At 39.6% G+C, this 14042-nt stretch carries 15 protein-coding genes and 3 tRNA genes; 14 read left to right on the top strand and 4 right to left on the bottom strand.

Features of this window, described 5'->3' with window-relative positions; all coding sequences use genetic code 11:
- Nucleotides 1–120: 120 nt before the first annotated feature.
- Nucleotides 121–468, bottom strand: a complete 348-nt coding sequence (locus tag AAEY62_RS16625) for a site-specific integrase (protein WP_197101686.1) — start codon at nt 466–468, stop codon at nt 121–123.
- A 184-nt stretch (nt 469–652) separates the two neighbouring features.
- Between AAEY62_RS16625 and AAEY62_RS16620 the strand changes: the two genes are divergently transcribed.
- Nucleotides 653–1267, top strand: coding sequence for a Fic/DOC family protein (locus tag AAEY62_RS16620; RefSeq protein ID WP_350635412.1), 615 nt, complete (start codon nt 653–655; stop codon nt 1265–1267).
- On the opposite strand, the gene AAEY62_RS16615 is transcribed toward AAEY62_RS16620, so the two are convergent.
- The 3 genes from AAEY62_RS16615 to AAEY62_RS16605 form a co-directional block, all read right to left on the bottom strand.
- Nucleotides 1260–1412 carry a hypothetical protein gene (locus tag AAEY62_RS16615; RefSeq protein WP_165722321.1) on the bottom strand — a complete coding sequence of 51 codons (153 nt, stop codon included), beginning with the start codon at nt 1410–1412 and terminating at the stop codon, nt 1260–1262. The genes AAEY62_RS16620 and AAEY62_RS16615 overlap by 8 nt on opposite strands.
- A 141-nt stretch (nt 1413–1553) precedes the next feature.
- A tRNA-Pro gene (locus AAEY62_RS16610) sits at nt 1554–1630 on the bottom strand.
- A 110-nt stretch (nt 1631–1740) separates the two neighbouring features.
- Nucleotides 1741–2364, bottom strand: a complete 624-nt coding sequence (locus tag AAEY62_RS16605; protein ID WP_007580376.1) for an arylesterase — start codon at nt 2362–2364, stop codon at nt 1741–1743.
- Here AAEY62_RS16605 and AAEY62_RS16600 point away from each other — a divergent pair, their 5' ends adjacent.
- From AAEY62_RS16600 to AAEY62_RS16540, 13 genes are all read left to right on the top strand, one after another.
- Nucleotides 2365–3078: an ABC transporter ATP-binding protein gene (locus tag AAEY62_RS16600; protein ID WP_350635441.1), complete on the top strand. Its 714-nt coding sequence runs from the start codon at nt 2365–2367 to the stop codon at nt 3076–3078. It begins immediately after the preceding gene.
- On the top strand, nt 3068–5569 hold the full coding sequence (locus AAEY62_RS16595) for an ABC transporter permease (RefSeq protein ID WP_350635410.1): 2502 nt from the start codon (nt 3068–3070) through the stop codon (nt 5567–5569). The genes AAEY62_RS16600 and AAEY62_RS16595 overlap by 11 nt, the downstream gene beginning before the upstream one ends.
- 130 nt (nt 5570–5699) lie before the next feature.
- Entirely contained in the window at nt 5700–6224 is a 525-nt protein-coding gene (ruvC, locus tag AAEY62_RS16590) for a crossover junction endodeoxyribonuclease RuvC (RefSeq protein WP_002960649.1), read from the top strand.
- A 2-nt stretch (nt 6225–6226) separates the two neighbouring features.
- Nucleotides 6227–6844, top strand: a complete 618-nt coding sequence (gene ruvA / locus AAEY62_RS16585; protein ID WP_350635408.1) for a Holliday junction branch migration protein RuvA — start codon at nt 6227–6229, stop codon at nt 6842–6844.
- Between the two features lie 7 nt (nt 6845–6851).
- Nucleotides 6852–7859: a Holliday junction branch migration DNA helicase RuvB gene (ruvB, locus tag AAEY62_RS16580; protein WP_101217502.1), complete on the top strand. Its 1008-nt coding sequence runs from the start codon at nt 6852–6854 to the stop codon at nt 7857–7859.
- Nucleotides 7860–8839: 980 nt separating this feature from the next.
- Nucleotides 8840–9544, top strand: coding sequence for a protein TolQ (gene tolQ, locus AAEY62_RS16575; protein WP_007580384.1), 705 nt, complete (start codon nt 8840–8842; stop codon nt 9542–9544).
- The gene (gene tolR, locus AAEY62_RS16570) at nt 9531–9959 is read left to right on the top strand and encodes a protein TolR (RefSeq protein ID WP_007580386.1); all 429 of its coding nucleotides are present in this window, start codon (nt 9531–9533) and stop codon (nt 9957–9959) included. Before tolQ ends, tolR begins: the two co-directional genes overlap by 14 nt.
- A gap of 4 nt (nt 9960–9963) precedes the next feature.
- Nucleotides 9964–10890 carry a cell envelope integrity protein TolA gene (gene tolA / locus AAEY62_RS16565; RefSeq protein ID WP_007580388.1) on the top strand — a complete coding sequence of 309 codons (927 nt, stop codon included), beginning with the start codon at nt 9964–9966 and terminating at the stop codon, nt 10888–10890.
- A 9-nt stretch (nt 10891–10899) separates the two neighbouring features.
- Nucleotides 10900–12258: a Tol-Pal system beta propeller repeat protein TolB gene (gene tolB, locus AAEY62_RS16560; RefSeq protein ID WP_350635406.1), complete on the top strand. Its 1359-nt coding sequence runs from the start codon at nt 10900–10902 to the stop codon at nt 12256–12258.
- A 34-nt stretch (nt 12259–12292) separates the two neighbouring features.
- A complete protein-coding gene (gene pal / locus AAEY62_RS16555; RefSeq protein ID WP_024590480.1) occupies nt 12293–12835 on the top strand; it encodes a peptidoglycan-associated lipoprotein Pal in 543 nt (180 codons plus the stop codon).
- A gap of 13 nt (nt 12836–12848) precedes the next feature.
- Nucleotides 12849–13598: a tol-pal system protein YbgF gene (gene ybgF, locus AAEY62_RS16550; protein ID WP_024590479.1), complete on the top strand. Its 750-nt coding sequence runs from the start codon at nt 12849–12851 to the stop codon at nt 13596–13598.
- A gap of 226 nt (nt 13599–13824) precedes the next feature.
- Nucleotides 13825–13900: transfer RNA gene (locus AAEY62_RS16545), tRNA-Lys, on the top strand.
- Between the two features lie 70 nt (nt 13901–13970).
- Nucleotides 13971–14042: transfer RNA gene (locus AAEY62_RS16540), tRNA-Lys, on the top strand.

Below are 14042 nucleotides of genomic sequence, written 5' to 3'. Positions count from 1 at the left end.
CTGATACACGTAGACGTGATAATAAAAATACCCAGGGAACACCCCAGGATTAAAACCTAGTAAATCTTCAAAGAAATAGATAAGACTTGAAATTAAAGCTATCTTCACGGTAACTTTAATTTAGCGTAAATATACCTTAGTAATCTCAGCCCTAAAATGTCCCATTTCTTGCGAAACGGTTTCTAATGCTATTTGGTATGGATATTGGTTAAGTATCAGTTCTAATAGTCTTTCTTGTGCGTAGCTATGCCTGAGTCCATGTGCACCATTGGAAAGAGAGAGAGTACGGTTTGATACTTTATTAAGTGAATCAGACCACTTTTTACCGCCTCCTATATCGTAGCGCTGTAAGTGGTTTATTTTTCTATCAACAATAGTGACAGCTTGTTTAAATTTACGAAGTTTCAATTTAGCTGATAAATCGTTGGGTATTAGTACTTCGCGTTTTAAACCTCCTTTGGCTTTCATGGTATAAGCACAGCATTTCTACCAGACCATTTTGAATCAAAAGTTTGCCGTTTAGTTTCATCATTATGGTATTTCATATTCAGTGATTTACATAGTTTTGACTTACATAAAATGGGCAACGCTAAAGGTTACTTGCATTGGTTGGTACGCACTTTTACACTCATTATTTTACTGGTTCAATAAAATGTCTAAATACGTTAGTGATTCTGTTGAAGCGCAATATCAACCTGGGTCTGAAAGGCTAGTTTTAGCAAACAAGTTAGCGATTGTTGATGAAACGGAAATGGATGATATTGAAGCCGTTCTTTTAGTTAAGCTATATGAAAAAATTTTTACGACGACTGACTCAAAAAATGGTACATTTTCTTTTCAAAATATTGCTAATTGGCACAGGCAGTGGCTAGGTAATGTATACGAATGGGCAGGTAAAATAAGAAGTATTGATATGGGCAAGGGCGGATTTCAGTTTATGTCGCCTTTACAAATTGAGAAAAATATTAGGTTATTTGAAGGTGAGTATTTATCTCGATTTAATAATTTACCAGAAATGACAGATGAAGAGCTAGTGTCATTTATAGCGCAGAGCCATGTTGAGTTTATTTTAATTCATCCATTTCGTGAAGGTAACGGTAGGATAAGCCGTTTATTAATGGATTTTTTGTGCAGTAAAGCTGGTAAAGGAACGCTTGATTATAGCTTGTGGGACGAGCATAAAGACTTTTATTTCAAGTCAATTCAAGCGGGTGTAAATAAAAATTACCAACACATTGAAAGGCTTGTGAGAGATATAATTAAATAGCGAGCGAAAGAGACTCATATTTGAGTTTGTTTGCTTTTAGCTTTTTCTCTATTGTTTTAACTGTTTCGCCAGTTTCGATGGCAGTAGAGCTAGCAACAGATCTTAAAATCATACTCTTTGTGATTTTTTTCTTGTCTTTACTCATTTTACCACCTCAAATAAATTTATATCTGGAATTAACCTTACACCTAGATACTCGTGATATCAATTAACGCTATAAGTATTATTTTACGGAAGTATTGAAAGCTCAGGATTAGGTTTGGATCTAAGGTCAGATGTTGTTAATTGGTCGGTATGGAGAGATTCGAACTCTCGACCCCTGCCACCCCATGACAGTGCGCTACCAAGCTGCGCCACATACCGATTTGTATGCAATAGTACGTGTATTTTTTTAAAAATCAATAAGCGATTGTTTGTTTGGGTGTTTATTACGCAAGAGACCTAAAAAGGCACTCTTGCGGTGTATTAATTGGCTAGTCTTTATTTAACCACTTTTTGATCGAGTCATACATCTCATCTCGTATTAATGGCTGAGCTTTTTTGTTAGGGTGTAAACTATCGTTTTGCATTAGCTCAGGTTGACCTGCAACATCGAGCATAAAAAAGTTCATTAAATGCGCATTTGTCTCTTCGCTAACGCGCGAGAAAGTGTCTGTAAACATTTTGCTGTAACGCGGACCGTAATTAGGGGGAATGTAAATCTCCATTAAGGCGGTCATCGCATTAGCTGCTTGGCTTTTTTGAATAAGAGACGTTAAGTTAGTTTGCATTTTTTTGACAGGGAAACCACGTAAACCGTCATTAGCACCTAGCTCAATAAGTACATGAGTGGGTTCGTATTGCTCAAGCAATGCATCTAAACGGCGTAGGGCTCCACCAGATGTTTCGCCACTAATACTGGCGTTGATAAGTTCAATGTCGGCTTGTTCGTCATCGTATTTATCTTGTAACAATTTTACCCAGCCTTCTTCTTGTTGAAGTCCGTAGGCTGCGCTTAAACTGTCACCGAGTATTAAAATCGTGTTGTCGGCTGCTGCGCTCAGCGGTTTGATAACTAAAAATAAAATGAATACTAAACGAAGGATTGAATGAGTCATATGTCAGCGCTTTCTCAATTAAATATAATTCAGGTTAATGGTTTGTCTAAAGTAGTCTCTACCTTTGAAGGTGAGCTGCCCATCCTCAGCGACATCAGCTTTAATGTCAAGCATGGCGAGTCTGTTGCTATTGTTGGCACGTCGGGCTCTGGTAAATCAACGTTACTCAGTTTATTAGCAGGGCTGGATACCGCAAGCAGCGGCGAAATATTTTTAGATGGCGAGCCATTACAGAATTTAGATGAAGAAGAGCGTGCTGCACTGCGCGCGGCTAAAATTGGATTTGTGTTTCAATCGTTCATGTTAGTACAAAGCTTAACGGCACTTGAAAACGTTATGCTGCCAGCAGAGCTTGCTGGTGAAAGTGACGCAAAAGAGCAAGCAATTGCTTTGCTTGAAAAAGTAGGCTTGAGCCATCGAATTGACCATTACCCGTCGCAACTCTCTGGCGGTGAACAACAGCGTGTTGCTATTGCGCGAGCATTTATTGGTACACCTAAAATATTGTTTGCTGATGAGCCTTCGGCTAATTTAGACAGCAAAAACGGTAAAATGATTGAATCGTTATTATTTGATTTAAACACGCAACACGGCACTACGCTTATTTTGGTTACTCACGATGAAGGGCTTGCACAAAAATGTGAGCACATTATTCAAATAGAAGCGGGCTTACTGGTAAAAAGCCAAGTAGAGGACGTTGCTAATGTGGGTTAAGTTAGCGCTTAAGTTATTTTCGCGAGAATTTCGCCGTGGTGAGCTAACAGTTATAAGCGCAGCTATCGCCCTTGCTGTTTTAACCGTGCTTACACTGTCTATGGTTACTGAGCGAATAGGGCAAAGTATTGCGCAAAAAAGCAGTGCTTTTATAGCAGCAGACCGTGTACTTGCAAGCGATCATGTTCTCGACACTGCTTTTATTACTAAAGCACAGAGCCAAAATTTAAAAACGGCGCAAATGGTGTACTTCGACACTATGTTGTTTGCCGATGATGAAATGCAGTTTAGCTCAGTAAAAGCGGCATCTAATGCGTACCCGTTAAAAGGGCAGTTAAAAGTTAAAGATACCTTAACAGGTGAAACTAAGGTTGCTAATAGCGGACCAACGCCTGGTAATGTGTGGCTAAGTGAATCAGTATTTTACAGTTTAAATATTGATATAGGCGCGCAAGTAGAGCTTGGTGCTGCATTATTTAATGTTTCAAAAGTGATTGTAGAAGAGCCCGATGCGCCATTTAATGTATTTTCAAGCAGCCGCCGCGTGCTTATTAATATTGACGATGTGGCAAAAACCGAAGTTGTGCAGCCAGGTAGTCGTGTTTATTATCGCCAACTTTATGCAGGTAGTGAGGCCGATATAAATAGCTTTTACGAGTGGCTTAAACCACAAATGAAAGAAAACCAACAATGGTACGGCGTTAAAGACCGTCAATCACCTATTTCAAATAGTTTAAACCGTGCAGAGAGCTTTTTATTACTTGCCGGCCTATTAGGTATTATTTTAGCCGCAGTGGCTATAGCCGTTTCAGCAAAACGTTATTGTGAACGCCAATACGATCCAGTAGCGATGATGAAAACGCTAGGCGGTAGCCGTTCAATGATCCGCAAAATATACATGCTCCATTTATTGCTTGTATGTGCAATGGCGGTAAGTGTTGGGCTGTTAATTGGTTATGGCTTGCAAGAAATAGCAACAAGTTACTTATCAAAAAGTATGGGCACAGAGCTACCTTTAGGTGGCTTTAAACCTTGGCTGGTGGCTATAAGCACTGGCGTAATTTGTGCCGTTATGTTTTCTATTAAACCGTTATTTGATTTATTTGATATTCCACCGCTTAGAGTGCTGCGCCGTAACTTAGGTGACAAGTTGGCAGTAAGTCGTGTGCATTTAGGCATGAGTGCGCTAACTGTGTTTTTATTAATGTGGTTATTTAGTAACAACATAAAAATAACGCTTATTTTGTTTGCCTCAACGCTTGCGCTAATTGGTGTGTTGTTTTTGATATCTAAATTAATATTTGGTGGCGGTCGAAAATTAGGGCTTAAGCCAGGTAACAGTTGGTCGCTTGCAATTGCATCTATTCAAAAGCGTGCAAATGTGAACGCGGTACAGTTAATTAGTTTTTCGTTAGCGATTAAATTACTGCTGTTTTTAGTGGTACTTAAAAACGACATGATATCTGATTGGCAGTCGCAACTTCCTGCCGATGCGCCTAATGCGTTTTTAGTTAATATTACGCAAAATGAGCTTGAGCCAATTAATGAGTATTTAGCACAAAAAGATATTCAGGTATCAGAGTTTTATCCCACTATTCGTGGACGCGTAAATGCGGTAAACGGCGAGTTGGTAGCACGTTCTGTATCGCTGCAAGACAACGAGAAAAAAGACGAAGAAGCACGTGCAGGTATTGGCCGCGAGCTAAACCTTACATGGCTTAAAGATGTGCCTGACCAAAATGAAGTAACACAAGGCACGTGGTTTGGTGAAAATGCGATGGCTGAAGCCTCAGTAGAGGAGTCGATGCTTGAGCGTTTAGATGTTGAGATAGGCGATACGCTTACATTTTTAATTGGTTCGCAGTCGTTCGACGCTAAAATCACCAGTGTGCGCAAAGTTAATTGGGCCACGCTTAAACCTAACTTTTTTATTATTTTAAGCCCAGATGTACTTGCAGATTTTCCGGCAACGTATATTTCGTCGGTACGTATAAACCCAGATCAAAAGCGTGACTTTAGCCAGTTATTGCGTACTTACCCTACTATTACAGCGATTGATATTGATAACTTTGTTAAGCAAATACAAACAACTATTTCGCAAGTATCACTCGCCATTGGCTTTGTACTTGCAATTGTTGTGCTGTGTGGCGCGCTTGTACTTATATCGCAAGTGCAAGCTAGTTTAGGTGAGCGTATGCAAGAAATTGTAATACTGCGAACACTTGGCGCTAAAAGCCGATTAATTAAAAACGCGACCTTGTACGAGTTTTTATTACTCGGCGGTTTAGCTGGCTTAGTTGCCGCATTTTTTAGTGATATAGCGCTTTTAATTGTGCAGCAACAAATGTTTGATTTAGCAGGTAAGTTACATCCGCATATATGGATTATTGGTCCGGTAGCTGGCGGTGTATTTGTGGCTGGTTTAGGCTATTTAATGATTGCTCGAACACTTAAACAAAATACCCAAGGATTAGTGCGTGCCCTAGGGTAAGCTTAAACTAACATGCTCCTTCAAATGCCCACCTAACACGTGGGCATTTTTGTTTTTCTTTGTACTGGTAATTTATACAGTGCTCTGGCATTATTAGCGTAATTTAAAAATAATAACAATGGAGTGCTGTTTGGCCATTATTTTAGGGATCGATCCTGGTTCACGTTTGACCGGATATGGCGTTGTTGCCCATCAAGGTTCTAAATTTACATACTTAGGCAGTGGTTGTATTAAGTTAGCCGATCATCCTTTTCCGGTTAGGCTTAAAATGATCTACCAAGGCATTACACAGCTTATTGAACAGTTTTCGCCAGAAACTTTTGCCATTGAAAAAGTATTTATGGCGCACAACCCCGATTCAGCTTTAAAACTAGGCCAAGCTAGAGGCGCGGCGATTGTTGGCGCTGCAATGGCCGACTTACCCGTATTTGAATACTCAGCTAGGCAAATTAAGCAAGCAGTAGTAGGCAACGGTGGCGCTGATAAAACACAAGTGCAACACATGGTAAAAAATATTTTAAAATTACCAGGTACGCCACAGGCCGATGCAGCTGATGCACTCGCTATTGCGATTTGCCACGCTCACTCAGAACAAAATTTAATTAAACTAGCGGGTAGCGCAAGCAAAACCGTTAGAGGACGTTTAAGGAAATAACTATGATAGGCCGCTTAAATGGTATTTTAGTCGAAAAACAGCCACCAGAAATATTACTCGAAGTAAGTGGTGTCGGTTACGAAGTACAAATGCCAATGACCTGTTTTTACGATTTAGCAAAAATTGGTGAAAACGCGATTGTTTACACCCACTTTGTAGTGCGTGAAGATGCTCAGCTATTATTTGGTTTTAATAATAAAGTTGAACGTGCCTTGTTTAGAGAGCTATTAAAAGCAAATGGCGTTGGGCCAAAACTTGGCTTAGCTATTTTATCGGGCATGTCGGCAAAGCAATTTGTAAGCTGTGTAAATAACGAAGACTCAACGTCGCTAGTTAAATTACCGGGTGTAGGTAAAAAAACAGCCGAGCGTTTAGTACTCGAAATGAAAGACAGATTAAAAGATTGGGGTAATGATTTATTTACGCCATTTAGCGACAGCGCAGTAATAGAGCCAATGAGCGATGCGACAATAGCTAATAACGCAGCCGATGATGCCGTATCGGCACTGCTTGCATTAGGTTATAAATTGCCACAAGCTCAAAAAGCAGTAAAATCGATAAGCAAACCCGATATGTCTACTGAGGTTCTTATTAGAGAATCTTTAAAATCAATGTTGTGAGTAACCCATGATTGAAGCGGATCGCTTAATTGATGCGACTGAAAAAACAAATGAAGACTCTATAGATCGTGCAATAAGACCAAAACTTTTAGCCGACTACAGAGGCCAGCCTCATGTTAAGCAGCAAATGGAAATTTTTATTGAAGCTGCTCGAACCCGTGGTGAAGCGCTCGATCATTTATTAATATTTGGCCCACCAGGGCTTGGTAAAACCACGCTTGCAAATATTGTAGCCAACGAATTACACGTAAGTATTAAAACAACATCCGGCCCTGTACTTGAAAAAGCAGGTGATTTAGCTGCGTTACTTACTAATTTAGAAGAAGGCGATGTACTGTTTATTGATGAAATACACAGGCTAAGCCCGCAAGTTGAAGAAATACTGTATCCAGCAATGGAAGACTACCAGCTTGATATAATGATTGGTGAAGGCCCAGCTGCGCGTTCTATTAAATTAGACTTACCTGCATTTACACTTATTGGTGCCACTACGCGAGCAGGCTCGCTAACATCGCCACTGCGTGACCGTTTTGGTATTGTGCAGCGATTAGAGTTTTATTCTGTAGAAGATTTGTCGCACATAGTAGGGCGCTCTGCACATTATCTTGGTTTAGAAATGTGTGACGACGGCGCAACCGAAATTGCACAACGTTCACGTGGTACACCACGTATTGCAAACCGTTTATTACGCCGTGTACGCGATTACACACAGGTAAAATATGACGGCACAGTAAACGCCGAAGTAGCTAAGCAAGCGCTTGATATGATTGATGTAGATAAAAGTGGTTTTGATTATATGGATCGCAAATATTTACTCGCCATAATTGAAAAATTCATGGGCGGCCCAGTAGGACTCGACAATGTAGCTGCAGCTATTGGTGAAGAGCGTGAAACAATAGAAGATGTAATAGAGCCGTTTTTAATTCAGCAAGGGTTTATTCAGCGTACTCCGCGTGGGCGAATAGTGTCTGACAGTGCATATCATCACTTTGGTTTACTTCCTAAAAAAGACTAGCCTCATCATATACATTACTTGCTGTGGTTTATTGCGCAGCAGGTAATTGACTTAGTATACCTTTATTTCAAATATTTATACGGCTGGTATTTTACCCAAAACCTCAGCACACTGTTGCAAATGTTATTTCAAAATACTTATACGCTTTATAGTTAACTGTTAATTCACAGGGCGTTAAGACTCGCGAAGCTATCCTGCGTACCATTCAAACTAGTAACCGGATTACTTATTGTAAAATAGGTAGGGCAATTATTAGTTTATAAATAAAGTATGTAGCGCACTAAATTGTAGGCAAAAAAAAGCCCGCAAAAAATGCGGGCAAACAACAAGTTGAAGGAAGTAATCCAGGGAACTACGTTTTACTGAATTTGGTTTTATCCAGAAAGAGTAAAACAATGTAATACGATAAAATATCCTATTACTAAGAACTTGGCTTAATGAAACTATCTCATTCAGTGCGCTAGTTCGGTATGGGAGAATAATACGTAAGATCATCTTTTTGTTCAAACTAGAAAATTTGTATTTTCAGATTAGAAAAACTAATTCGGTGAATTTTATTGTTGTTTGAATCTTGCGCGTTAATTAATCGTTAAATTTATAAGTTAATGAAATTTCTAGCTTAAGTAATTTCTTTTGATGTGGCTCGGTATTAGTTTTACTGTTACGTGAAGGTAAGGCTTATAGGTTTTGAGTGTTTATGCTCTTATTTTGAATAAACGGCGCATTTTATGACGTTTTACTTATATATTTACGCATATTTATAGTTAGCGAGTTTATTTAAAAGATTAAATAAAATACTGAGGCAAATGGAAATGCCAACTAAAGCTGTTTTTTAACGTTTTTTGTTGCCTATTCATAGCAATACCGTTGTCAGCTTGAAATGGACTAGATACACTAGATGCAACTTTTGACCGTATAAACGGTCATATTTACACAAATTAACCAATTTGCCGTATTTTGAAATTACTTAGGAGTTTAACGTGGGATCAGGGCTTAATTTTTTAGACCTAATTTTAGAAGCAAGCTTGCTTGTTCAGTTAGTGATGTTAGGGCTAGTTGCCATGTCTGTAATGTCGTGGACAATTATATTTCAGCGTAAAAAAGCAATATCAGATGCACTATCAAATGCTAAGAAATTTGAGCAAAAATTTTGGTCTGGTATTGATCTAAGTAAATTGTATAACGAAATATCGTCACGCAGCGGTCAGTCTCAAGGTATTGAAGCCTTATTTACTTCAGGCTTTAAGGAGTTTGCTCGTCATAAAAAGAATACATTTCAAAGTGCGAGTATTGTTATGGAAGGGACGCATCGTTCTATGCGTGTTGCGCTTTCTCGTGAAATTGAAAAAATTGAATCTAGCTTATCGTTTTTAGCAACGGTAGGTTCTATTAGTCCGTACATCGGTTTGTTTGGTACAGTGTGGGGTATTATGAATGCCTTTATTGCACTAGGTGAAGTTAAGCAAGCTACATTACAAATGGTAGCACCCGGTATAGCAGAGGCACTTATTGCGACTGCTATGGGTTTATTCGCGGCAATTCCGGCCGTTATTGCTTATAACCGCTTTTCAAACAGTGTTGAAAAGCTTGAGTCTCACTATATTAACTTTATGGAAGAGTTTGCTAATATTTTACACCGTCAAGCAGCTACACAAATAGAGGCACAAGCGAATGTATCAGCGTAAAAAGCGCCGTCCGGTCGCAGAAATTAATGTAGTACCTTACATTGATGTAATGTTGGTATTACTTATTATATTTATGGCAACAGCACCGCTTATTACACACGGTGTAAAAGTTGATTTACCTAAAATGGAAGAGTCTGATTTAGTTGATACTAAAGATACTCCTCCCATTATTGCTTCAATTGATGCAGAGGGTAAATATTATGTAAGCGTAGGTACTGATCCTGAAGAGCCTATGGAAGCACTTGATGTTGCTGCGGTTATAAAATTACAGTTAATGAAAAACCCTGACGTGCCAGTTATGATTAAAGGCTCGGGTAAGGTGTCGTATCAAGAAGTATTATTACTAATGGATTTTTTGAAAAATGCAGGCGTACCATCAGTAGGATTAATGACTGAATCCTTTGAGGGGAAGTAGCTGTATGAATAGTTCAGTAGTAAAATCGATAGTACTTCATTTAGGCATTGGTGGTTTTTTGTATGCGTCTGCAAACATTCATCCGCCAGCACCTAAAGTAATGGAAGTAACGCTTAATTCGGCTATACCTACGCCAGATAAAGCAGTATCAGCCGTTACAGTTGATCAAAAACAAGTTGAGCAAAAAATTGCTGAACTTCAAAAGAAAGAAAAAGATAAAAAAAGTGCTGAAGACAAACGTATCCGCGATTTAGAACGCAGAGCGGCCAATGCACGTAAGCAACGAGAATCTGAATCTAGGCATATTAAAAAGCTAGAGCAAGAACGTAAAGCTAAAGAAAAAGAAACAGCCGAGGCGCAAGCACAAGCTAAAAAAGCACGTGCTATTGAGCAAAAAGAGCGCGCTAAAGCTAAACAAGCTGAAAAGCAAAAGCAAGAAGCTGAAAGTGCAGCAAAAGCTGCTGCTGATAAGCGTAAAACCGAAGAAGACGCACTTAAAAAAGCAGAAGCTGAACGTAAAAAACGTGAAGAAGAAGCAAAAGAGCGTGCAGCCGAGGCAGAACGTAAACGCCAGCAGGCAATGCAAGAGCAAATGTTACAAGAGCAACTTGCCAAAGAGCAGGCTGCCCGTAGTAAAATACGTCAACAACAAGTGGTAAGCGAAGTTGATAAGTACCGTGCATTAATTATGGCGCGTATTCAGCAAAACTTATTGATTGATGAAAAAATGAAAAACCAACAGTGCCGAGTAAATATTCGTTTAGGTTTTAATGGTTTAGTAACGCAAGTTAAATCATTAGGTGGCGATAAGTTGGTATGTGAAGCTGCATTAAGAGCAGTGCGCATGGCCGACACATTACCGGTATCTAAAGATAAAGACGTATTCGAACAACTTAAGAATATTAATTTAACAATCAAGCCAGAATTTTAAAGGAATGATATGTTCAACAAAATAAAAATAGCCTGTTTAGTTTTACTGTTTGGGTTTGTGGGTGTTACTAATGCAGCACTTGAAATTGTAATAACTGAGGGTGTAGATGGTGCAAGGCCCATTGCTATAGTACCTTTTAAGTACCAAGGTGTTGGCCCAATCCCTGAAAAATTAAGCAGTGTTATTGCTGCCGATTTAATGCGCAGTGGTAAATTTAAACCTGTAGATGTAGCGCAGATGCCACAACAGCCAACCAAAGATAGCGAAATTGATTACGCATCTTGGGTTAATAAAGGTGTGGAAGCGATATTAGTGGGCGAAGTTGAGCAGCAAACTGATGGGCGTTACTTAGTGCGTTATGAGTTAGTTGACGTGATCCGCGGCCAAATTACCGGTGGCAACACACAAATGATGAGTAATGGTAAGCTAGTTAAAAGCCAAGATCATATTTTGGAAGCGCGTGAAAGTGTTATTGGTGAAAGTGGTTTTCGCCGTTACTCTCATCGAATCAGTGACGTTATTTATGAAAGATTGACTGGTGAAAAAGGCGCATTTTTAACTAAAATTGCCTATGTAATAGTACGTGATAATGATGATAAGCCTTATCAGTTAGTTGTTGCAGACTATGACGGGTTTAATGAGCAAGTATTACTTCGCTCAAAAGAGCCTTTAATGTCGCCAGCGTGGTCACCAGATGGTACTAAGTTAGCGTATGTAACGTTTGAAAACCGTCAAAGCCAAATTTACATTCAAGATATATACACAGGTAAACGCGAAATAATAGCAAGCTACCGTGGTATTAATGGTGCACCGCAGTTTTCGCCAGATGGTAAAAAGCTATTGTTAGTGCTTTCTAAGGACAAGACGGGTGCAACAGAAGTTTACATGCTTGACCTAGCTACACGTAAAGAAACACGCTTAACAAATCACCGTAGCATAGATACTGAGCCATCTTGGCACCCTAATGGTCAAGATATTGTGTTTACATCTGAAAGGGGTGGTAATGCTCAGATTTATAAGTTAAATTTAAAAACAGGTAGGTCACAACGACTCACCTTTGATGGTGATATGAATCTTGCTGGTTCAATAACACCAGATGGAAAAGAATTAGTGATGGTTAACCGTACCAACGGGCAGTACCATCTTGCTAAGAAAGAGCTGGCTACAGGCGCGTTCCAAGTATTAACGAGAACACGCCTAGATGAATCACCGAGCATAGCGCCAAATGGTTCGATGATTATATATAGCACGCTTCATAATAATAAACAGGTACTTGCGCTAGTATCGATGGACGGCCGCTTTAAGGCACGGTTACCTGTGCTAGACGGACAAGTAAAGGCACCAGCTTGGTCGCCATACTTACAGTAATATTACTGGTTTACTCAAAATAGGAATCTACTCAATGCAACTTAACAAAATACTTAAAGGCCTGCTAATTGCTGTGCCAGTAATGACATTAGCAGCTTGTAGCTCATCTTCAGATATTGATGAAGGTGCTGCAAATCAATCAAATCAAGGCGTTGTTGAGCAATCAACTAACACTGATACAGTTGAAGTAGCTACAATCTCTCCTGAGCAACAAGCAGAAGAGCAACTTCGTCAAAAGTACGAAGCACTTCGTCAAGAGCAAGTAATCTACTTTGATTTTGATACTGCGACAGTTGAAAGCAAGTACGCAGACTTACTTCGTGCACATGCTGAGTTTTTAGTTCAAAACTCATCAGTTAAAGTACTAATTGAAGGCCATGCAGATGAGCGCGGTACTCCAGAGTACAATATTGCACTAGGTGAGCACCGTGGCCAAGCAGTTGAAAAATACTTATTAAGCTTAGGTGTTTCAGCTAGCCAAATGTCAGTGGTAAGCTACGGTGAAGAGAAGCCAATGGTTAAGTCTCGCACTGAATCAGCTTTCGCTAAAAACCGCCGTGCGGTACTAGTTTACTAAGATAAGAGATATTATGAAGCCGAAAATTATTTTGGCAGCCATGATATTGAGCGGGAGCACCCAGTTAATGGCTGCTCCCGCTCCTGTTTCAGAAGCTGCGAGTTCACAATCAAGTATTGAGAAGCGATTAGCGTCGCTTGAGAATATGATGCAACAGCGTAACTTTTTGCAAGTGGAGTTACAGCAACAGCTTAACTTGTTACAAGACGAAGTAAGCCAAATTCGAGGTGTAACCGAAGAGCAAAGCTACAAGCTTGAAAAAGTACTGCAGCGTCAGCGTGAGTTGTATCAAGAAATTGAAAACCGCGTGAGCCAGGCTTATACACAGCCAGCAGCAGCTCCCGCAACTGATTACACGCAACAAAGCAATGCACAGACCTATAGCAGTGACTTATCTGAAAACGAAGCCTATGAGCGCGCTGTTGCGTTAATAATGAAAGATAAACGCTATGACCAAGCGATTCCTGAATTTCAAACGTTTTTAACTACCTACCCAAACTCTGTATATGCGTCTAATGCGCATTATTGGTTAGGGCAGTTGCTTACTATTAAAAATGATGGTGTAAAAGCAGTAGAGCACTTTAAAGTCGTTGTGAACGAATTTCCAAATTCTAATAAACGTCCAGATGCAATGCTAAAGTTAGGCACACTTTTACAAGATCAAGGTTCAGCGGCGCAAGCACAAAAAATATTGAGCGATCTTATCAATCAATACCCAAGTACAACCGCTGCAAAACTAGCAACTGATCGTTTAGGAAACTAAAGTTCACTAGCGATTAAATTTCTAGTTAGGGCGAGCAAACTACATGGAAACTCTCGAAGAATCTTGGATTTGCATGTAGTTTGAGCACAAACGGTTTAATTTTGTGCATCTAGACATAAAAACTTAAAAAAAGAGACAATTTCGGTTGCACTCATTTTATAAATAAGTATTATAAGCGCCCGCAGCAAACGAATGGTTACCCCACTCGAAATGCGACAAAAAGAGCGGGTTATTAGCTCAGTTGGTAGAGCAGTTGACTTTTAATCAATTGGTCGATGGTTCAAATCCATCATAACCCACCATTCTTTGAATGGTCTTTTATCGGCGGATTTACGTAGAATACTAAGTTGTTATAAAACGCAACGTCAGAGCGGGTCATTAGCTCAGTTGGTAGAGCAGTTGACTTTTAATCAATTGGTCGATGGTTCAAATCCATCATGACCC

Source organism: Pseudoalteromonas sp. GW168-MNA-CIBAN-0100, from assembly GCF_040309225.1.
Lineage (GTDB): Bacteria > Pseudomonadota > Gammaproteobacteria > Enterobacterales > Alteromonadaceae > Pseudoalteromonas > Pseudoalteromonas arctica.
The sequence above is the reverse complement of the archived record's forward strand: the minus strand, read 5'-3'. Positions and strand labels throughout refer to the sequence as shown.

What these genes read in the sequence shown, in the direction of transcription:
- AAEY62_RS16625 (WP_197101686.1), bottom strand. Translation starts at nt 468, where the DNA reads ATGAAAGCCAAAGGAGGTTTAAAACGCGAAGTACTAATACCCAACGAT.
- tolR (WP_007580386.1), top strand. Translation starts at nt 9,531, where the DNA reads ATGTATCAGCGTAAAAAGCGCCGTCCGGTCGCAGAAATTAATGTAGTA.
- AAEY62_RS16620 (WP_350635412.1), top strand. Translation starts at nt 653, where the DNA reads ATGTCTAAATACGTTAGTGATTCTGTTGAAGCGCAATATCAACCTGGG.
- AAEY62_RS16605 (WP_007580376.1), bottom strand. Translation starts at nt 2,364, where the DNA reads ATGACTCATTCAATCCTTCGTTTAGTATTCATTTTATTTTTAGTTATC.
- tolB (WP_350635406.1), top strand. Translation starts at nt 10,900, where the DNA reads ATGTTCAACAAAATAAAAATAGCCTGTTTAGTTTTACTGTTTGGGTTT.
- ybgF (WP_024590479.1), top strand. Translation starts at nt 12,849, where the DNA reads ATGAAGCCGAAAATTATTTTGGCAGCCATGATATTGAGCGGGAGCACC.
- AAEY62_RS16615 (WP_165722321.1), bottom strand. Translation starts at nt 1,412, where the DNA reads ATGAGTAAAGACAAGAAAAAAATCACAAAGAGTATGATTTTAAGATCT.
- ruvA (WP_350635408.1), top strand. Translation starts at nt 6,227, where the DNA reads ATGATAGGCCGCTTAAATGGTATTTTAGTCGAAAAACAGCCACCAGAA.
- AAEY62_RS16600 (WP_350635441.1), top strand. Translation starts at nt 2,365, where the DNA reads ATGTCAGCGCTTTCTCAATTAAATATAATTCAGGTTAATGGTTTGTCT.
- AAEY62_RS16595 (WP_350635410.1), top strand. Translation starts at nt 3,068, where the DNA reads ATGTGGGTTAAGTTAGCGCTTAAGTTATTTTCGCGAGAATTTCGCCGT.
- ruvB (WP_101217502.1), top strand. Translation starts at nt 6,852, where the DNA reads ATGATTGAAGCGGATCGCTTAATTGATGCGACTGAAAAAACAAATGAA.
- tolA (WP_007580388.1), top strand. Translation starts at nt 9,964, where the DNA reads ATGAATAGTTCAGTAGTAAAATCGATAGTACTTCATTTAGGCATTGGT.
- pal (WP_024590480.1), top strand. Translation starts at nt 12,293, where the DNA reads ATGCAACTTAACAAAATACTTAAAGGCCTGCTAATTGCTGTGCCAGTA.